The sequence below is a fragment of the Pseudomonas onubensis genome, from assembly GCF_965653655.1.
Classification (GTDB): Bacteria; Pseudomonadota; Gammaproteobacteria; order Pseudomonadales; family Pseudomonadaceae; genus Aquipseudomonas.
Genome location: NZ_CBFHAZ010000001.1, coordinates 171614 through 192557, shown reverse-complemented (window position 1 = coordinate 192557; position 20944 = coordinate 171614). Strand labels below are relative to the sequence as shown.

13 protein-coding genes are annotated in these 20944 nt (G+C 59.5%); 5 read left to right on the top strand and 8 right to left on the bottom strand.

What is annotated here, in order from left to right:
* From ACTD9P_RS00820 to ACTD9P_RS00800, 5 genes are all read left to right on the top strand, one after another.
* Positions 1-714, top strand: coding sequence for a DUF3108 domain-containing protein (locus ACTD9P_RS00820; RefSeq protein ID WP_065929791.1), 714 nt, complete (start codon positions 1-3; stop codon positions 712-714).
* A 390-nt stretch (positions 715-1104) separates the two neighbouring features.
* Positions 1105-1293 carry a hypothetical protein gene (locus ACTD9P_RS00815; protein ID WP_219269112.1) on the top strand — a complete coding sequence of 63 codons (189 nt, stop codon included), beginning with the start codon at positions 1105-1107 and terminating at the stop codon, positions 1291-1293.
* Positions 1294-1679: 386 nt separating this feature from the next.
* On the top strand, positions 1680-3605 hold the full coding sequence (locus tag ACTD9P_RS00810) for an IucA/IucC family protein (RefSeq protein ID WP_438866319.1): 1926 nt from the start codon (positions 1680-1682) through the stop codon (positions 3603-3605).
* Positions 3595-4821 carry an MFS transporter gene (locus ACTD9P_RS00805; RefSeq protein ID WP_438866318.1) on the top strand — a complete coding sequence of 409 codons (1227 nt, stop codon included), beginning with the start codon at positions 3595-3597 and terminating at the stop codon, positions 4819-4821. Before ACTD9P_RS00810 ends, ACTD9P_RS00805 begins: the two co-directional genes overlap by 11 nt.
* Complete coding sequence (locus ACTD9P_RS00800; RefSeq protein ID WP_438866317.1) at positions 4818-6938, top strand: TonB-dependent receptor; 2121 nt, start codon at positions 4818-4820, stop codon at positions 6936-6938. The genes ACTD9P_RS00805 and ACTD9P_RS00800 overlap by 4 nt, the downstream gene beginning before the upstream one ends.
* 68 nt (positions 6939-7006) lie before the next feature.
* Here the strand turns inward: ACTD9P_RS00800 and ACTD9P_RS00795 are convergent, their stop codons facing one another.
* The 8 genes from ACTD9P_RS00795 to ACTD9P_RS00760 form a co-directional block, all read right to left on the bottom strand.
* A complete protein-coding gene (locus ACTD9P_RS00795; protein WP_017134874.1) occupies positions 7007-7552 on the bottom strand; it encodes a DUF2058 domain-containing protein in 546 nt (181 codons plus the stop codon).
* A gap of 25 nt (positions 7553-7577) precedes the next feature.
* Positions 7578-8411, bottom strand: coding sequence for a nucleoside triphosphate pyrophosphohydrolase (gene mazG / locus ACTD9P_RS00790; RefSeq protein WP_438866316.1), 834 nt, complete (start codon positions 8409-8411; stop codon positions 7578-7580).
* A 169-nt stretch (positions 8412-8580) separates the two neighbouring features.
* Positions 8581-10824: a GTP diphosphokinase gene (gene relA, locus ACTD9P_RS00785; RefSeq protein WP_017134872.1), complete on the bottom strand. Its 2244-nt coding sequence runs from the start codon at positions 10822-10824 to the stop codon at positions 8581-8583.
* A gap of 152 nt (positions 10825-10976) precedes the next feature.
* Positions 10977-12329, bottom strand: coding sequence for a 23S rRNA (uracil(1939)-C(5))-methyltransferase RlmD (gene rlmD, locus ACTD9P_RS00780; protein ID WP_438866315.1), 1353 nt, complete (start codon positions 12327-12329; stop codon positions 10977-10979).
* Positions 12329-13231: a cysteine synthase CysM gene (gene cysM, locus ACTD9P_RS00775; protein ID WP_438866314.1), complete on the bottom strand. Its 903-nt coding sequence runs from the start codon at positions 13229-13231 to the stop codon at positions 12329-12331. The genes rlmD and cysM overlap by 1 nt, the downstream gene beginning before the upstream one ends.
* A 116-nt stretch (positions 13232-13347) precedes the next feature.
* Positions 13348-19188, bottom strand: a complete 5841-nt coding sequence (locus ACTD9P_RS00770) for an NEL-type E3 ubiquitin ligase domain-containing protein (protein ID WP_438866313.1) — start codon at positions 19186-19188, stop codon at positions 13348-13350.
* A gap of 165 nt (positions 19189-19353) precedes the next feature.
* Complete coding sequence (locus tag ACTD9P_RS00765) at positions 19354-19953, bottom strand: tRNA-uridine aminocarboxypropyltransferase (protein ID WP_438866312.1); 600 nt, start codon at positions 19951-19953, stop codon at positions 19354-19356.
* Between the two features lie 6 nt (positions 19954-19959).
* Positions 19960-20853: a LysR family transcriptional regulator gene (locus ACTD9P_RS00760; RefSeq protein WP_017134867.1), complete on the bottom strand. Its 894-nt coding sequence runs from the start codon at positions 20851-20853 to the stop codon at positions 19960-19962.
* Positions 20854-20944 lie beyond the last annotated feature (91 nt).

Below are 20944 nucleotides of genomic sequence, written 5' to 3'. Positions count from 1 at the left end.
ATGCGTCGCGCCCTGCTCTTCGCTTTTGCGCTGTTCGCCTTGCCCGCCGTGCAAGCAGCAGACCTTCACCCTTTCTCCGCCAGCTACACCGCCGACTGGAAACAGTTGCCCATGAGCGGTTCGGCCGAACGCAGCCTGGTCAAGAATGACAATGGCTCGTGGACCTTGAATTTCAAGGCCTCCATGATGATCGCCAGCCTCACTGAGACCAGTGTGATCCGTCTCGACAAAGATGCCCTGCAGCCCGTGAGCTACAGCTTCGAGCGCGGTGGTTTGGGCAAGTCGAAGAAGATCAACCTGGACTTCGACCAGACGGCCAAGAAAGTCACCGGCTTTGAAAACAAAGACCCGGTCAATGTGCCCCTGCAAAGCGGCATGCTCGACAAGTCAACCTATCAGTTGGCACTGCAACGTGACGTGGCGGCCGGCAAAAAGAGCATGAGCTACATCGTCGTTGAAGGCACCGACACCGACACCTACGACTTCCGCGTGATCGGCCCGGAGAAAGTCCAGACCAAGGTCGGCTCCATCGATGCGATCAAGGTTGAACGTGTACGCGACCCGACTCAAAGCAAGCGCATCACCCAGATGTGGTTTGCCAAGGACCTGGGCGGCATTTTGGTAGCCTTGCGCCAGGTGGAAACCGATGGCAAGGAATACAACATCATGCTGTTGGACGGTACTGTTGATGGTCAGGCTATCAAAGGTAGCTGATACCGTGGTGTGATTAAAAAGAGCCTCGCTGAATGCGGGGCTTTTTTTCGCCTGGAGGTTTTGTGTTGAAGCCACTACAGCCATCGCGGGCAAGTCGAAGCGTCGAACCGCAGCTCCCACGGGTGAATGCATTTCAAGGTGGGAGCTGGCTTGCCTGCGATGGCAGCTCAATGATCAACACAAGGCTCCAGCCGGTCGCAAACATGAAACTTTTGTCATAAAACTCAGCACCCTGCGACGCAATGTCGCGGTTTACGCGGCCTGCAGCACTGTTGCGTTTCCTGCAATAAATAGTTGCGCGCAAAATCGGTTTACTTAGCAAGCTAACAAAACATATAAAAGAGGCCTGCGACGACTTGCCGCAGATCAACCAGAGATTGGAGCAAGCAGATGACTGTAAAAGTAACTGAACGCGACGATGCACACATGTCCCACGAAGCACTGGGCCATGGGATTCACATCTGGGATGTACATCAACAAGACCAACTGGTCGGCATGTTCCACAACGAGAACGAAGCCCACAATTATAAAAACGAGCTCGAATCTCTTGAGATGAAACGCCAGGTCGAAGGCTCCTGAAACACTGAAATCTGGTAGCCACCCAGCCCCACACAGCAGCTGGTGTGCCCGCCCACAAAAACCCCGCCTTTGAGCGGGGTTTTTCGTTTCTCACCTCCGTCGTTTTCCCGTGCTCTGCCACAACCGTATGAAAACAGACACATCCTACAAGACCTCAGGCCGCGTATTACAAGTCATCTCAAAGACACTGAACTAGCCTGATTTAGACGCTTCAAGTCCTGACTGCGGACCTGCGTGGTCGCTCTTTCTGTCTTCGAACCACCCTCCTTTCACTCCCTGAATAATCGTTTCCGCAAAAAGCGTAACAACAAATAGACATTTGGTAATGATTCTCGATAGTATCCGTTCGCTTTTCACTCAGCCCCACGGATAAGGAGTTCGAATTGATGCACGGACACGTCGCCACACCGGAAAAACTACTGCTTGAACGCTGGGGTGAAGCACTTTCCACTCGCCAATTCCAGGCTAAGCACGTCACGCTTGATGCCCTGATCGATACCCTCGCACCTGCCGCCGAACGCAGCTTCCAGCGCCTGATGCAGGCATTGTTCCGTGAAGGTCTGCTCAACCCCGGCACGCGCACCTATGACGAACACAATCGCTGCTGGCTGGAGCTGCCCGACCACACCCGCCTACGCTTCGATCACCTGCGCCCGGGCCGCATGGCCAGCTGGGATTTGCGCGGCACGGTGAGTGCCCTGCGCGCTGGCCAGCCTGAACAGACAATCCGATTCCCCTCGCAGTTGCTGACATTACTCAACAGCAGCCTCGAATCATCTGCCGCCCCCGACGTCTTGAGCCGCCTCAACAGCGAGATAGATGACAGCCTTGTCAACGATACGCTGTGCCTCGCTTTCCACGAGCAGTGGACCCTCGAGCTGCACGCCGCAATGGCCCCCGCGCATCAAAACAATTTGCTCAGCTACCTCAACAACAACCCAAGCATTTCCAACCCGACATCAGTACTTGAGCAATGGGGCACCCTGGGCCATCCATGGCACCCCAACTACAAGACAAAGCTGGGCCTGGGAACAGAGCAGGTGATTGAATTCTCGCCGGAGTTCGAAGCGCGCTTCCCGGTATTACTCTGCGCGCTGCACCGCCAGTACGCCCATGTCGAAAGCCTGGCCGGTACTGCAGATTACTGGCAGTGGTGGCAAAACCACTTCCCGCAGGCCGCACGCCAATTGACGGCGCATCTGACCGCTCAAGGCCTTGAGGCCGGCGACTACCTGCCGATGCCCGCTCACCCTTGGCAGGCTCGCCAAGAGCTACCGCAACTGTTCGCCAATGAAATCGGCGACCGGCTGCTGGTGCTGACGGACATCGTCGCGTTCACCGCACACCCGACCATGTCGTTCAGGACCGTGTTGCCCGAAGGTCGGTGCGACGCGCCAATGGTCAAGCTCCCGGTGTCGCTGCGCTTGACCAGTGTGCAGCGCACAGTGTCGCCACGCTCCGCGCGCATGGGCCCACGGATCAGCCATCTGCTGCAAACCATCCTGGCACGTGAGCCAAAAATTCAAAAAATCCTGAGCATCGTGCCCGAACGACTCGGCGTGCATTTCCAACCACAACCTGCCAATGACGAACACTCGCGACACCTGGCCGTGCTGTACCGGGACAACCCGCAGAGCCTGCTTAAACCGGGCGAAATGGCCATTCCGGTAGGTGGCCTGTTTGCCATCGATCAGCATGGGCAACCCCTGCTCAAGCAGTGGGTACGCTTGAGCAAAGGCACCGACGACGCGCAGGCCATGCAGGCGTTTTTTAAAGACTATGCATCGATCGCAGTGCCGGCACTGCTGGGCATGTACCTGCGTTATGGCGTGGCCTTCGAGGCCCATCAGCAGAACTCATTTATGGTCATGGGCTCCGACGGGCAAGCAAGCCGTCTGTTGCTGCGTGATTTCGGTGATATCCGCATCGACCGCAAGACCTTGCACGCACACGGCCTGGACATCGAACTGCACGACCCGAAGATGACCTTGTACGACGACGCCGGCTTTGTGCGCGACAAGTTGCTGCACACGGTGTTCATGTGCCATTTGGGCGAACTGGTATTGCTCAGTGCGCGCCACTTCGATATTCCCCAGGGGCTGCTGTGGGACGAACTGTCAGCCCAGGTCCGCGAATGTTTCGATGATTTGCGCAGCCAGGTCGAGCCCCAACGCTGGCAGACCGAACGGACCGCACTGCTGGAGCAGGACTGGCCAGCCAAGTCGTTTATGCGCATGCGCCTGATGGAAAGCCACGCCGATATCGTCGGGCGTCTGCCGAACCCGCTGAGCACTGCCGCCAATGTCGGCTAACAACACTGCACTGCGCCTGTTGGTGGTGATTCAGCTGGTGTCGATGGGTGCCATGGAAATGAGCGGTCCCTTCTGGCCGTTGCAGATCCAGAAGCTGCTGGGCGTAGCCAACGCCCAGTACACCGGCCTGCTGTCGTCGCTGGTGTATGCCGGGCCGATGATGGCGGCGATGATCCTCACGCCAATGTGGGGGCGCCTGGGTGATCGTACCGGCCACAAGCCGATGATCATTCGCGCGCTGCTGGCACTGGCGGTATGCCAGGCGCTGGCCGCTGTCACCACCGATCCGTGGCTGCTGGTGGTCATTCGCGTGGCGCAAGGTGCGTTGGCCGGTTTTATTGCAGCGGCCCAGGCCTATGCGCTGGCGTACTGCACCGAAGGTGGGCGCGGGCATATTCTGGCGCGGCTGCAATCGGCTACCGCCGTGGGTTCGCTGGCCGGGCCGGTGCTGGGTGGCTGGCTGATGGATATTTCCGGTTTCGCATTGCTGTGCTACAGCGCCACGGCGGTTTGCCTGCTGTGCGCGCTGATCAGCCTGTTTTTACCCAGCGATGCGCCGCGCTCAAGACCGGTACGCGCCTCAACGCCTGCGGCACTCCCCAAAGGCTGGCTCGGCGCAATGCTCGCCATCATCGTGCTGATCCAGGCAGCCAAAATGATGCCCCAACCGTTTTATGCCCTGTACGTCGCCGATGTTTTACACGCTCCTGCCTGGCTGATCGGCGCCAGCTACGCCGCCAGTGCTCTGACGCTCGCGCTGTCCGCGCCGCTATGGGGCCGCCTGTTTGACCGACACCCCGCGGCGCAAACATTACGAATCATCGAATGGGTCACGTGGTTTTGCGCCTTGACGCTGGCCTTCACGGCGATGGCCGGCGAATGGCTGGGGTTCCTCGCCAGCCGGCTGCTGTGGGGCGTGTGGCAAGGCGCGCTGCTACCGGTTGCCTACACGTTGATCGCCAATACCGTCGCACCCAGCCAGCAGGGGTTTGCCTTGGGCCTGGGCAACAGCGCCGCAAAAGGCGGCGCGTTGTGCGGTGCGCTGTTGGGTGGCGTCGGCATGGCAATGGTGGGCTTGGCGCACAGCTTTTGGCTGGTGGCACTGACCTATGCATTGGCGGCCCTGGGTATCCGCGCCATCCGTTCGTTCACCCGAACACCTGAAACTACCGATTTTTCTGTCAATACTTCTAATAACTCAAAGGCAAGATCATGAACAAATCACAATGGGCCGTCCTGCTGCCCCTGCTCGGTTCGATAAGCGTGCCTGTCTGGGCTGATCAGACTGAAGACGCGCCAGCGGCGGCTACCAACCTGCAATTGCAGGCGACGGTCGTTTCAGCCACTCGCAGTGAAACCAGCATTGCCGCGATCCCAGGCTCGGTGCAGGTCATCAACGAAGAACAGATCCGCCAACAGGCAGCAGCAGGACGTCGGGTTGCCGATATCCTCGGGCAACTGGTCCCGGGCATAGCGCCCTCCAGCGGTGGCATGAGCAACTTCGGTCAAACGCTGCGCGGGCGCAACACGCTGATCCTGATTGATGGCGTGTCCCAGAACGCCACGCGTGACAACTTCCGCCAGCTCAACAGCGTGGCACCGGAAAGCATCGAGCGCATCGAAGTGATTTCCGGCGCCAGCAGCGTCTATGGCGCCGGCGCGTCAGGCGGCATCATCAACATCATCACCAAGCGCAACAAAGGCGAAGACCTGGCCTTCAGCAGCAAGATCGGCATGACCGCCGGTAACAACTTCAGCCACAAAGGGTTCTCCTACGAAGCCTTCCAAAGTGCCACCGGCCGCAAGGGCCCGGTGGACTGGTACGTGTCGGGCAATACGGTGCAACGCAACGACCAGTTCGACGGTAACGGCAAACGCATTCCCCAGGACACGTCCCAGGGCAGCAACATGGACACCGACACCTACGACCTGCAAGGTCGCTTCGGCTATGAGCTGGATGACGACAAGAAGATCAGCCTGTCGCTGCAAGACTATAAAGATGAACAGGACACCCGCTACACCAAGAACCCACGCATCACCAGCACTGCGGTCGCGGTAAAAGGCCTGGACCTGGATGACCAGCCCTTCACCCACAACCAGGCGGTAAACCTCAATTACGCCGACAAGGACTTCTACGGCCAGGGCTTGCAGGTCGAAAGTTATTGGCGGCGTGCCGATGCACTGTTCTTCCCGGACCTGTCTCGCGGTCGTGCCGGGGTGTCGGACAACAACAGTGTGCAAGACGTCTATGGTGTGCGGGCAGCGATCGATACACAAATGCCGGACATCGGCGCGGCGACCGGCAACCTGGTCTGGGGCGCCGACTATGACCACGAAACCTCGCGCCAACGCGGCGATCAATACCGGGTCAATGGCCTGAGCTATACCAAGACCGGCACCACCTTTGAAATGGGCCCGGACATCGCAACCGCCACCAAAGCCATTTTTGGTCAGCTGTCCTACGATATCGATGACTGGACCTTACGTGGCGGCATACGCCGTGAGTGGATCGAAAGCGAAGTGTCCGACAGCATTGCCTACGGCGAGATCGTGCAGACCGGCAACCGCGCCACACTGCCGGGCGGCACCCTCAAATACGATGACACGCTCTACAACCTGGGTGCGGTGTACCACCTGAGTGAAAACCAGGATGTGTTCGTCAATTTCAGCCAGGGGTTTTCCCTACCGGATATCCAGCGCTTCCTGCGTGACGTCAACAGCAAGTACGACATTCAAGACCTGAACGCCCAAGCCCTCAAGGTCGACAGCTACGAGCTCGGCTGGCGTGGCAACTGGGACAAGTGGCTGGCCAACGTCACCGCGTATGAAAACACCTCGGACGTCACCCAGTTCTATGATGCCAATGATCGTGTGTTGCGCCTGATCAACCAGAAAGAGCGCGTGCGCGGCATCGAAACCAGCCTGACCTACAACGTCACCGATCAATGGTCGGTAGGCGGCACTTACGCCTACGCCAAAGGCGAGACCCAGCAAAACGGCAAATGGATCGACCTGCCCGCCACACGTATCTCGCCTGCCAAGACTACCGCCTTTGTCGGCTATGACCGTGGCGACTACAGCCTGCGCCTGCAAGGCATGCAACTGGCCGACTATGACGCTGCGGCCAAAGACAACAACGGCCGCGATATCAAAGGTTATACGCTGGTCGACCTGCTCGGTTCGGTCAGGTTGCCGGTCGGTCGCCTGGAAGGCGCGATCTACAACCTCAGTAACCGCAATTACCAGAACATGTTTGCCCAGGCCAACGCCCGTGCGCCATACCCGAACGCTGAAGGGCGCACCTTCAGCGTCAGTTATGCCGTGGATTGGTGATCGGCTGAAGCTGCAGGTTAAAAATACAAACCCCGCCTTTTGAGCGGGGTTTGTTGTTTTTTAACGCCTTACCACATCAGATCATCCGGGATCTGGTAGGCGGCGTATGGGTCGTCCTCATCCGGCACCTGGCTTTCGGTGAGGATATTGAGCTGCACGATACGCTCTGGTGCGCGCTCCTGAATCTTCAGCGCCGCTTCGCGCGGGATCACTTCGTAGCCGCCGCCGTGGTGCACAATCGCCAGGGAGCCGTTGCTCAGTTTGTTGCGCATCAGCGTGTTGACCGACAGGCGCTTGACCTTCTTGTCATCCACGAAGTTGTAGTAGTCCTCGGTGGTCAGCTTGGGCAGGCGCGAGGTTTCGATCAGTTGCTTGACCTGGGCCGTGCGGGCCTTGGCCTCGGCTTTTTCCTGTTGCTGGCGGTTCAGTTCCTGGTCGCGCTTGACCTTTTCGGCATGCGCTTCGGCGGCCAGGCGCGCCTGGGTGTCATCGGCCTCGATCTGGCCTTTGTGGACCAGGCGCTGCTGTTTCTGTTTGTCTTTGCCGACCTGCTTGGCCTGCTTTTGGTTGACCAGACCTGCTTTGAGCAACTGGTCGCGAAGGGAAAGGCTCATGGTGCTTACTCACTTAGGCAACTGCTCAACCGCAGCTGGACACATTCTTTTCCTGGCGTTTGGCTTCGCCCCACAGGGCGTCCAACTCTTCGAGGGTGCAATCTTCTATGGGTTTGTGCGTATCGCGCAATGCCTGTTCGATAAATCGGAAACGTCGTTCGAACTTGGCGCTGGCGCCACGCAGCGCGGCTTCCGGGTCGACTTTGAGGTGGCGTGCCAGGTTGACCGCCGCAAACAGCAGGTCACCGACTTCATCGGCAATGGCCACCGAATCGTTATCGGCCATAGCTTCAAGCACTTCATCGAGCTCTTCACGCACGTTGTCGACCACCGGCAAGGCGGACGGCCAGTCGAAACCGACCTGGCTGGCACGCTTTTGCAATTTGGCGGCGCGGGATAACGCGGGCAAGGCCGTGGGCACATCATCAAGCAGAGACAGTTGCTCCGGGGCGTCGGACTTTTCTACACGCTCCTCGGCCTTGATCTGCTCCCAGCGCTCCTTGACCTGTTCTTCGCTCAACTGCGGAATATCCAGCGGCGCATACAGATCGCCGGTGGGAAACACGTGGGGATGGCGACGAATCAGCTTGCGCGTGATGCTGTCGATCACACCGGCGAATTCAAAACGCCCTTCTTCCCTCGCCAGCTGGCTGTAATACACCACCTGGAACAACAGGTCGCCCAGCTCGCCTTGCAAGTGATCAAAGTCGCCACGCTCAATGGCATCGGCAACTTCGTAGGCTTCTTCGAGGGTGTGCGGCACGATGCTCGCGTAGGTTTGCTTGATATCCCACGGGCACCCGTATTGCGGGTCGCGCAGGCGGTTCATCAGGTGCAGCAGGTCTTCAAGTGAATACATCGGTTTCTGTCCGCTCAAGTGGGAACGCTGAAGGTCAAATGTGGGAGCGGGCTTGCTCGCGAAAGCGGTGAACCAGTCAATACATCTGGCGACTGAACCACTGTATTCGCGAGCAAGCCCGCTCCCACAAAAGCCCTCCCACATTTTTAGCCCGCGTTCATCCAGCTATTCATGGCGTGCGATTACGCCGGGTCTCAATGATGTTCGGCAACTGGGAAATCCGCCCCAGCAACCGCCCCAGCGCGTCCAACCCCGGAATTTCGATGGTCAGGGACATCAACGCGGTGTTGTCCTCTTTATTCGAGCGGGTGTTGACCGCGAGCACGTTGATGCGCTCGTTGAGCAGCACTTGCGACACGTCACGCAGCAAACCGGAACGGTCGTAGGCGCGGATGATGATATCCACCGGATACGTGAGCACCGGCACCGGGCCCCAGCTGACCTGGATGATGCGCTCGGGCTCGCGCCCGCCCAGTTGCAGCACCGAGGCGCAATCCTGGCGGTGAATGCTCACGCCACGCCCCTGGGTGATGTAGCCGACGATGGCATCGCCCGGCAATGGCTGGCAGCAGCCGGCCATTTGCGTCATCAGGTTGCCCACGCCCTGGATCTGGATATCGCCGCGCTTGCCAGGCTTGTAGCCGGTGGCTTTGCGTGGGATCAGTTCCAACTGCTCGCTGCCGCGCTCCGGCTCGACCAGTTGCTGGGCCAGGTTGACCAATTGCGCCAGGCGCAAGTCGCCAGCACCGAGGGCGGCGAACATGTCTTCGGCGATCTTCATGTTGGCTTTTTCGGCCAGCTTGTCGAAGTCCACCTGTGGCAGGCCCAGGCGCGCCAATTCGCGTTCAAGCAGGGTTTTACCGGCGGCGACGTTCTGGTCGCGCGCCTGCAATTTGAACCAATGAACGATCTTCGCCCGTGCCCGCGACGTGGTGATGTAGCCCAGGTTCGGGTTCAGCCAGTCGCGGCTCGGCGTGCCGTGCTTGCTGGTGATGATCTCGACCTGTTCACCGGTTTGCAGGCTGTAGTTGAGCGGCACGATACGCCCGTTGATCTTGGCACCCCGGCAGTTGTGGCCGATTTCGGTGTGTACGCGGTAAGCGAAGTCCAGCGGCGTGGCGCCTTTGGGCAAGTCGATGGCGTGGCCGTCGGGGGTGAAGATATAGACCCGGTCCGGCTCGATATCCACCCGCAGCTGCTCGGCCAGGCCGCCGATATCGCCCAGCTCTTCGTGCCATTCCAGCACTTGGCGCAGCCAGGAGATCTTCTCTTCGTACTGGTTGGACCCGGCCTTGACGTCGGTGCCCTTGTAACGCCAGTGCGCGCAAACCCCAAGCTCCGCCTCTTCGTGCATGGCGTGGGTGCGGATCTGCACTTCCAGCACCTTGCCCTCGGGGCCGATCACCGCAGTGTGCAGCGAGCGATAGCCGTTTTCCTTGGGGTTGGCGATGTAGTCGTCGAACTCCTTGGGAATGTGCCGCCACAGGGTGTGCACGATGCCCAGCGCGGTGTAGCAGTCGCGCATTTCCGGCACCAGCACGCGCACGGCGCGCACGTCGTAGATCTGGCTGAAGGCCAGGCCCTTGCGCTGCATTTTGCGCCAGATGGAATAGATGTGCTTGGCGCGGCCGCTGATGTCGGCGTCGACGCCTGTGGCCTGCAACTCGGAACGCAGTTGGCCCATCACGTCGGTGATAAAGCGCTCACGGTCAAGCCGCCGCTCGTGCAGCAGCGTGGCAATCTGTTTGTATTGATCGGGTTCGAGGTAGCGGAAGGACAAATCCTCCAGCTCCCACTTGATATGGCCGATGCCCAGGCGGTGCGCCAGCGGCGCGTAGATGTCGAACACCTCGCGGGCCACGCGGTTGCGCTTTTCGTCGTCGGCGGTCTTGACCGCACGGATCGCGCAGGTACGTTCGGCCAGCTTGATCAGCGCAACGCGCACATCGTCGACCATGGCCACCAGCATTTTGCGCAGGTTTTCGACCTGGCCCTGGGTGCCCAGCACCATGGACTGGCGCGGGCTGAGGCTGGCGCTGATGGCGGCCATGCGCAGCACGCCGTCGATCAGCTTGGCCACTACGGCGCCAAAACGCTGGCTGACGGTCGGCAACGGGATGTGCCCTTCACGCACACCACGATAAAGCACGGCGGCGATCAGCGAATCCTGGTCCAGTTTGAGATCGGCGAGGATCTCGGCGATTTCCAACCCGGTGCGAAAGCTTGAAGTGCCTTCGGCCCACAGGTTCTTGGCCGCATTGTCTTGCTGTTCAGACTCACGAGCGAACTCGCAGGCTGCTTTCAAGGCTTCACGGTCCAGTGCCGGGTCGACACTGACGGCATGATCCAGCCATGCCTCGAGATTGATACTGCCGTCGGTGTTGATCGGCTGGTGTGCTCTCACCTGTACCATCTTGCTTACCTTCCCTACGACGCACCTTGGATGCGCCAAAAATCATCGCTGACCTGCTGCGTAACCCTAGCGGTGCAACCATTAGGCTAGGTACAACTCCCTGACAGGTCACGGCCCAGGAGACAACAGGCCAGTCGGATTAAACGGGCATCCTAGCCCGCTTCAAATAACGCCATGGCCTCGACATGCGCTGTCTGCGGAAACATGTCGAGGATCCCGGCACGTTTTAGCCGGTAGCCTTGCTTGACCAACTCAACCGTGTCCCGCGCCAGCGTGGCCGGGTTGCAGGACACATACACCAGACGCTTGGCCCCAAGCGTCGCAAGCTTGCGCACAACCTCCAGGGCACCGTCACGGGGTGGGTCCAAGAGTACCGCAGAAAAGCCCTGTTTGGCCCATTCTGCGTCGGTCAAAGGCTGGGACAGATCGGCCTGAAAAAACTGCACATTATGCAAATTGTTGCTGACGGCGTTTTGCGCCGCCCGCTCGACCATGGTCTGCACACCCTCTACCGCCACCACTTCGCGCACCTGTCTGGCCAGTGGCAGGGCAAAGTTGCCCAGCCCGCAAAACAGATCCAGCACTCGTTCTTCGGGCTGTGGCGCCAGCCACTCCAGGGCCTGGGCGACCATGGCTGCGTTGACAGCAGCGTTGACCTGCACAAAGTCACCAGGGCGATAAGCCAGTTCCAGCCCCCACTGTTCCAACCGATAACCCAAGGCAGTATCCGCCTCCACAGGTTCCGGCCGACCCTCGCCATGCAGGCACAATTGGGCGTCATGGAAGGTGCAAAATTCTTTCAATACCTGCATGTCCGCTTCGGACAGCGGCGCCATATGCCGCAGCAACACGGCAATTGACGAACCACTGAACAATTCCACATGCCCCAACGCCTGAGGCTTGCTCAGGCGGCGCAGCATGTTCGGCAAACGCTGCATGATCGGTTGCAAGGCCTGTACCAGCACCGGGCAATCATCAATGGCGACGATGTCCTGGCTGGCCACGGCGCGAAAGCCCACCTCAAGCTGTTTGGCCTTGGCATCCCAGCGCACCGCCACACGGGCGCGGCGACGGTAGCCGAATTCCGGGCCGCTCAAAGGTGCCGCCCACTCTTGCGGCTCGACACCGGCCACGCGGGACAGTTGCTCGGCGAGCATGCGCTGTTTCAGGGCAAGTTGTTCGTCATGGGGCAGGTGCTGCACGCTGCAACCGCCGCATCGGCCAAAGTGCGCGCACGGCGCCGGGCGACGCAACTCGCTGGCCTTGAACACACGCTCGGTACGCGCCTCGACGATTTTGCCGTGGGCGCCCAGCACCCGTGCTTCGACTTCTTCGCCGGCCAGCGCGCCATTGACGAACCAGGTGCGGCCTTCAAAAAACACAATGCCGCGGCCATCGTTGGCCAGGCGCTCGATGGTCAGGCGTTGTTTCTTGCCCACCGGAATCTGCGGGGCGCGACTGCCGCCCGTCGGCTGAAAGCGCAGGCCTCTCTCGTGCTTGGCCATCAGTTGGGTTCGTCGAAGATGCCGGTCGACAGGTAACGGTCGCCTCGGTCACAGATGATCGCGACGATCACCGCGTTTTCAACTTCTTTGGACAAGCGCAACATACCGGCCACAGCGCCACCGGAAGAAACCCCGCAGAAGATGCCTTCTTCACGCGCCAGGCGGCGGGTGGTGTCTTCGGCTTCACGCTGGGCCATATCGATGATGCGGTCCACACGCGTCGCGTTGTAGATCTTGGGCAGGTACTCTTCGGGCCAGCGACGAATACCAGGGATAGACGCGCCTTCCATCGGCTGCAGGCCGACGATCTGGATCGCCGGGTTCTGCTCCTTGAGGTAGCGCGAATTCCCCATGATGGTGCCGGTGGTGCCCATGGAACTGACGAAATGGGTGATGCTGCCCTGGGTCTGGCGCCAGATTTCCGGGCCGGTGCTGGTGTAGTGCGCCTCGGGGTTATCGCCGTTGGCAAACTGGTCGAGCACCACGCCACGGCCTTCGGCGGCCATGCGCTCGGCGAGGTCACGCGCGCCTTCCATGCCTTCTTCCTGGGTGACCAGGATGAGTTGGGCGCCATAGGCGGTCATCGCCGCCTTGCGCTCGGCACTGCCGTTGTCGGGCATGATCAACACCATCTTGTAGCCCTTGATCGCCGCGGCCATGGCCAGGGCGATGCCGGTGTTACCCGAGGTGGCTTCGATCAGGGTGTCGCCCGGTTTGATCTGCCCGCGCAGCTCGGCGCGGGTGATCATCGACAACGCCGGGCGGTCCTTGACGGAACCGGCCGGGTTGTTGCCTTCGAGCTTGAGCAACAGGGTATTGCTGGTTTCACCCGCCATGCGTTGCAAGCGGACCAGGGGCGTGTTGCCGACACAATCGGCGATTGTAGGGTACTGCAAGGTCATGGCGTATTCGCAATCCAGACTGCGGGGGCGAACATCATACCGGGAAAGGCCGGCGGGCCATATCACGCAAAGTGTGGTGCTTATCGCGTAAAGGCATAAGTCGTTATGCCTAGCCCTTATTGGGCTCCCGACTCTTCGAGGGTTAACACCTGGATAAGCTGATTTTTAGCAATCTGCCTTGCGGCTTGCAAAGTGTCGACGTACTGCAAGTACTGCCCTTGATTCATCACCCCATTATTTGCATTGTGAGTTGCAAGCTCCAGAGGCCGATCATATTGATTTAGGGCAGCAGCCAATCTGTTTGCGTATTTGCGTTCTATAAATTCTATCCAGTAACTCTGATTCTGGAGCCACGCTGGCCAATTCATCTCACGTTCTTTACCCAGGATGCTCTGAGTCAGTGCTCTGATCGTTTCAGTACTAAGCTCCGCGATCGGCACATTGAAACGCTCCGGCAGCACCTCCAGCAGCTCAAGGGGCACCTGCAAGGCGATGCGACAACTCAAGATTCGCGTGCAGGCCTGCTGGAAACTCTGGCCCGGATAGTGATAGTCAACCTGCTGATCCAGCGAGTTCAGCCGACGCCATGCGCGGTAGTAACCCGCTAGACGTGGCCCGGCACTTTGCAAATCCTCTGCGAGAATTCGATGCGGCAACATGAGCAGTTCAAGTCGATGCAAGCCCAACAGCCAGCCGTCTATACCACCGCCCATGTAGCCATAGGCTACTCGGTCGGCAATGCGCTCTACACCGTCAGGAGATGACGCCGCATCAATCAACCGCCAAACGCGCCGCGTCAGGCTTTCTCTCAGCACCCGATGCTGAGCATCGACAAACCTGGGATAAGTCGCAATGCTCCCCAACAGCTCAAAAAAAGAATCCGCCATCGGCTGCGCTTGCAGTGCCGCCCAGGCTTGTTCTCGCGCTTGTACATCGCCAGGGGGCAGCAGCGCCAACCATCGATTGGCACGTTGATCAATCCCTGCTGCCGGCTCCCATAGCCCAAAATCAATATCCCGTTGCCCCGGGCGTTCTCCTCTAAGGCGCAGTATTTGCCGCGCCTGAGAGGAGAGTGGATTACCGCGCAGATTCATCCCGCGATGAACGTCGGGATAGATGAACACATCCGTCTCGGTCAAGTCTTGGATGTTATTGTCGCGCAGGTCAAACCAACGCAATGAGGCAAGGGATACAGCCCCAAGCGGCAACCGATCCAGTTGGCAATTGCGCAGGTTGAGTTGGCGCAAATGCCTTAATGCATTGAATCTCAACTGGCGCCCGTGCCCCAGTGGATTCCCTGATAAATCAAGACTCCTCAAACCGGGCAACTGCGCCAATTGATACTCGTCCTGCAAGTTCAAAACGAGCCGATTGTTCGACACGTTAAGCACTTTCAAGTGGGAAAGCCCGTCCAGATCAGGCACATGTATGAACTGGTTACCGTTGAAGTAAATCTGGCGAAGAGCCGGAAAACCTCTAAAGAAGTGCTCCGGCAATGCGCTCAAGCGGTTATTTCTCAGACTCAGTATCGTCACATGCCCAAAAAACGCGCGTAATGCAGGCAACGTCTTCAGATCCAGGTCATCCAGATTAAGCTCCTCAGCGACGCCCCTGGTGAAACCTTCCTTGGCCCAGCAGCGCTGAATCCGCGCCGTCGCCAATTCCAGTGCACGCGCGCCAGGATGCTGCGGGTCGGTGCGCGACGACTCCCTGCGCCACTGCGACAACGCATTGTTCAACGCATTCCGTTCGCTGACCAGATACTCAACCATTGCGTCGCGGTCGCGGAAAGAGTCACCAGCCTGCATGAGAATGTCCCAAACCTCTGTATCTGTCTTGGACGGAAACAACACACGCATACGTGACACCAGATTACGATCCTCTGCCTTCCATTCGTCCTCGCCGCTCAATGGATAACCCACTCTCCCGTCGGCCACGCGTCGCGGTGGGTTTTTCCACGTGGGCCATCCTATGCCAAGCAAGGTGTCCGCCGCCCCCAGTTCGGGGTCCAGGCGACGACCAATTTCCAGGATCAACTCATTGAGGCCACCCTCATGGGTATAGCCAATTGCCTGGCGCTCAAGGGGCGGTAGCGCGTCCAACAAAACGGACAAGAAAGGGCCAGGGCTTCCAACCGAATGTCGGCTGCCGTCCGATTGAGGAATGAATGCCCGGTAACCGCCAGCCACCGGCTCCAGTACGCATTTGAGCGGCCCATCCGAAGTACCGATGCTGTCGATCAGCGATCCTCGCTCCCACACCTCAACCCGCAGGTGGGACGACCACCCCGATATAGCCGGCAATGTGTGCAGGATTAACTTCGCGCTGTCTTCATTCATCGCCGCAGACAGGTACACGCCCTCCACAGCCCTGGCTCTGCGCAGCTCTTTGAGATACCAGCGGACATATGGCGTAAGGGTCAAAGGTACACGGGCAGACTCAAGGCTGCTGCGTTCGGCAGGTGTAGCCTGGCTCACCAGGTCCTCGGCGATGACTGCGGTCAAGCTGGGAAAATCACGCTGCAGCACTCGAGCCAAAGGGTCGGACGATGGCTCGCTCTTATGACACAGGGCCTTGAAAAACAGCCGCTCCATCTGTGGCTTGTCGATGCTCAACTTTGTCTCGAGCACAGTGACTTGATCGGTACGAGACGCTCCCGTCGTCCCGACCAACGTGTCGGCAGCCTCAGGCCCGATCTCACCGAGCAGCTCATCGTAAAAGTCCCGCCCGACTTCCACACCCGATTTGACCCGCTGATGAATCGTGAAACGCTCAACGGTCTCGCGCAGGATGGCAGGGGGGCGTTCGTTACGCACATGCACCCGGCGCAGAATAGCCGGCGTCACGCCACTGATCTGCTGGATCTGCACAATGGCATCCGGCGTCAACTCACGCACCCAAGGCCCGAGACGCTGAAGCGGTTTCTGCCCGTCCCAGGTCAGTGGGTTCTCCCATTCATGCCGCCAGGCGCCCGCGCCGTTGTGAGTCAGCACCGGCGCATAGGCGAGTTCCAGGGACGGGTGCTGAATACGCCAGGGGCCAAGCCCCTGCTCCTGGGTGACATTAAAATACTCACCTTCGATAAACAGGTAGCGATCGGCGCCCAGGCTGTAGAGGCCCAGCGCGTCAGGCTCGGGCACAATATTTGACGTCTCGACCACGCTGGCGTATCGCCCGATCTCACGGCGTGACGGATAAAACCTGCCATCGGGCGTAAGGTTGTTGAGCAAGGTCCGGGCCACTGCGTGACGGAACTGAGAGGCGGCGCTCTGCGCGTCCCACTTCAACCGTAGCAGGTCGTGTTCAGAGATTTGGCGCACGACCGTTTGGTATAAATCATCGGTTTCGGCCGCCCTTGGGTTGGGCGATTGAGAGTCATACAGTGAGAACTGTCCGCGCCCGTGGTCGATCACGACAATGGTTTTGTCCAGCGGCCCTCGCGAAACATAAGGTATAGCTTGGGCTTGAGGGCTGATGACCAGTACCTGGCCGGTCAGGTCACGCAGTACCCCGGCGGCAAACTCTGTGGCCCAGCCCTGAGTTTTTTGACTGAAACGCCGAGGATGGAGTACGCCGTCAACCATGGCTTCTGCGCGTGCCTTCTGACGGGCAGAGCGTAGCGCGGTGTACAGCGCTTCGGGTTGCAGTTGCGATTGCAGGAGTTGTGTCTGCTGATGTTCCGACAACGGATGTTGGCGCACTACCTCCAGCAAGCGTGCCCGACTCAACAGCGGGTGCAAGCTGTGTAGCTGCTCGATCACCGCGTGCGCAGGGGTATCGTCGGCAACACTGTCAGGCAGTAATCGAAGCACTGACTGAGACACGGTCGGGGCCGTAGAGCGACTGGCATTGGCATATTCCGTGAGCGCCTCAAACAGATCCAATCGCAACGCGTCGGCCTTGCCGGCCAGTTGTTCGGCCAACGTGGACTCGCCCGATAAAAAAACCTCGGGGAGCAAATCGACAATGGCCTGGGGCAAACTCAGGGTAATCCGCCGTGGCGTTGAATGAGCAAACAGATAGCCTTCCAACGCGGTTACCGTGACCACCGCCGTGGTCTTATGGTCAGCCCGTTTGCTGTAGCGCCGCACCTCCACACCTTGCGGATTTTGAATGCTCAAGGCAGTGCTTTTCGGCCAATCCTTATGCTGGGTGAGTAGCGGAGCGAGAATCTCAACCGCCCCCACCGCCTCGGGACGCCTGGCGTCGGCCCCCTCGGCTGCCCAGTCGATCAGCTGGTCGACGTTAAACCGATGCACTGCCTCAACCAGCGATGCCGAGGGCGGTGCTCCATCCCAGACCTGGTCCAGGTCGGCTCTCGAGCTGTTGCTGAGGCTGACGATCCGCTCCAGCTTTTGTGGCGGCACATTTGTAGCGCCCAGCATTTTTTCCAGCAGTTGGCCGCCAGTCTGGCTCTCGCGCTCGGCGGCGGTCAGGGGCTTGCTTTGTTGGGCCAGACGCTCATACAACGCTTGATGCCGGCGCCTGACAGTCGGGGCCAAACGTGCGTGCAGGAACCTGCTGCTGAGCAAGTCAGCGACATCCATCGCCGCTTGCACCAAGTCGCCACGGCCATCCTTCTGCAGCCCCTGGAAAAGTGTCTGCCCTATTGAAGTGAACATGGCGAACGCTCTCAACCGCCCCAGACCTTTCAAAGGCCCTGGCGCCGGGATCAACAGCAGGCTGATGATTTCACCGAACAGCGTCTGGAAAAACTCAAGCAAGGTGGCCATGAAGCCCGGCGTTTCATGCGCCAATACCTTGAGGTTGGCTCGGCAACGCTCGATGTAAAAACGATAGAGGCTGACTGTTGGTGCGTTGTTAACGCTCTCGGGCTTGTAGCCGAGGTGGTCGACCTGAGTCAGCTTGCTTGCATGCCCGAACAACCGGTACAAGAACCGGGCAAAGGCATCTAGCCCCTCCGGCATGCTTTCTTTGGCTGACCTGGCGCTCAAGCGCGCATAATCCGGCAGCGACATGGACTGATACAACCACCGCATTTCTTCACGCGTATGGAACGCCTTGAAGCCGACGTAAAACTCTTTGGACGCCTCCGAAAATTTGTCGTAGTGCCTGAGGGCGCCACCCGGCCGGTCGGGGAAATAGCTGAACACACCTTTGCAGGCTTTGACGGAAAAAATCACATAGGGAATGCTCAGGTAGTCGCCTTTTGGCAGGTCCGTGTAGACGCCGAGCAGGCCATAGCGTTCGGCCCCATTGGTATTGTTCGGGCCATGGGGAATGAACATTTTCACTTCTTGAGTGACCGCCCAAGGCGACTCGCCTGACAACGCACTCACCACAGCCTGGTATTTTTCCCGGTCAACGCGGCTTCGGTCGCTGGTCCTCAAGGCCTCTATCAGCGCGAACTCAAGCTCTGCGGTTGCCAGTGCCATTACCTGTGCGCCCAATAGCGTGGAGCTCTGCAGCGCGCTATCCAGGCGCTCGCGTAACAGCGTGCCCAGACTGAGATCGCGCACCAATTTAATAAAATCCGCCGCGCTGATGCCGACATTCGAATCCAGGTAGCTGGCCTCCTCCAGGCTGACATGCCCCGGAAACCCCCATCCCGACAAACCACTGTAGTTCATGCACGCGGCCTCCCACAGCGTGACGCTGGACAACCCCGGGCTGTCTACGCGGTCATTCGCAACGCGGGGAAGCCTCAGAGCCGGGTCGTTTGGCGTCGATGTATCAGCCGGTTTCAAGTAACGGGTATGGATACGGGCGACCTTGGGGTCGACCTCTTTACCGGCAAGTTTTTTCAGTGCTGCCGTCAGCGTCGACAACGAGGCGGCTTCAAGGTCGGCACCGAGTTGATCAATGGCCGCTTCGAAAGTGGTTTGTGCGCGGATGCAGGCCTTTTGCAAACGGACGTAGTCTTGTTGCTGTTGCACATCGAGGCAGCCGTAAAAGCGCTCGAGGGTCTTGCGCAAAGGCATCAGGACGCGCGTCATGGACCACTCGGCGCCAGACATCAGCGGCCCTAGCGCTTGTTGTTCCTCGATATACGCAGATAACGTATCCGGGGCTGGGGGTGTCACGTCAGGCTCTGTCATTTTTCCCCTCGGGGAGTGTGATAAATGACGAGCCTATTCAACGGCGCTTAAGCCGGGCGGTAGCTATGTAGCCTCTACATGATTACGCTGGTAGACCGCCTCCCCCATCGCCGCAATCTGGCCTTCGATCAATGCGTCGAAAGGTTTGAGCAACGCATCGAATGAAGCCGGGGCTTCAAGTACCTGCAGTGCTTGCACGATCGCTTCCACGGTCGACAACGCGCCCGGGCCGGGTGCCTTGCGCAACCGATAACGCGAGACGCGTTCGCCCGCCAGGGTCACGCGCGGCAAAGCCGCCAACAGCGGGTTGAGGTGCAGCAGCTTGCGCGCCTTGCGCCAAGTGCCATCGGGCACCACCAGTAACAGCGGTTGATCGCTCGGCGTATAGGTTTGCAACGGCTCAGCATCGTCCGCCGGGAACAGCAGGCGTGCCTGATAACCCGGCGGGCTCAATAGCATGGCCAGGTCGTCAAACACCTCGCCCACCACCAACTGCGCATTGTTCAAGCCCAGTGCCGCCAACCGCGCGGTATTGAGCGCGTGATTGACCTCACTCGGGTGCTGCAACAGCAAGATGCGCGTGCGGCTGTCGAGGCTGGGGATCAGCGCGCACAGACAGTGAGTAACGGGCCGCAGGCAGCGAGGGCATTGGGGTCTGGACATGGTTTATCAGGCCTGGTTGAGCTGCGCTTTGAGTAGATCGCGGAACGTCTGGATCAGCGGTTCGCGGCTGCGGCCTCGGCGCATGATCATTGAGAACGGCGCCTGGTAGCCGAAGGTTGCCGGCAGCAAGACGCGCAGGTCGCCCTTGTCGGCCCAGGCCTGGGCGTAGTGCTCGGGCAGGTAACCGATGTAGGCACCGGACAGCACCAGGATCAACTGAGCTTCCATACTTTCCACGGTGGCCGCACTGTGTTTGAAACCATGCCGCGCCAGTTCGGCCTGGCTCCAATAGCCTCGGCCGACCATGCGCTGCTGGGTGATCACCTGTTCGGGGATGCGCCGTTCGTTGAACAACGGGTGGCGCGTACTGCAATACAACCAGTGCTGTTCGCGGTACAGCGGCATGTAGATCAGCCCGCTCATGCGGTTGGAAAAGGCGCCGATGGCCAAATCCAGGCGGTTGTCCTGCACACCCAGTTGCAGCTCGTAAGGGCTCATCACCGACAGATGCAGGTGCACGGCCGGGTGTTCGAGGCTGTAGGCACCGATCACTTCGGCGAACGGCAACGCCTTGTCGCTGACGGTGGAGTCCAGCACGCCCAGCTTGAGGGTGCCGCGCAGCTCGCCCTTCAGGGCGGCGGCGTATTGCTCGAAGCCTTCGAGCTCACCTAAAAGGCGCAAGGTTTCCTGATGGAACAACTCGCCCTTGCTGGTCAGGCTGAACCCGCCACGCCCACGATGGCACAGCACCAGGCCCAGGGCCGATTCGAGTTGGCTCATGTAGGTGCTGATGGCCGACGTCGACAGGTTGAGTTCGTGCTGGGCATTGGCAAAACCCTGGTGGCGCACGACGCTGACGAAGATGCGCAGGAGTTTCAGGTCGGGCAAGGCGTTGGCCATAAAATCTCCAGAGGACACACAAAACCTGTGGGAGCGGGCTTGCTCGCGAATGCGGTAGTTCAGTTAATACATCTGTGACTGATACACCTAA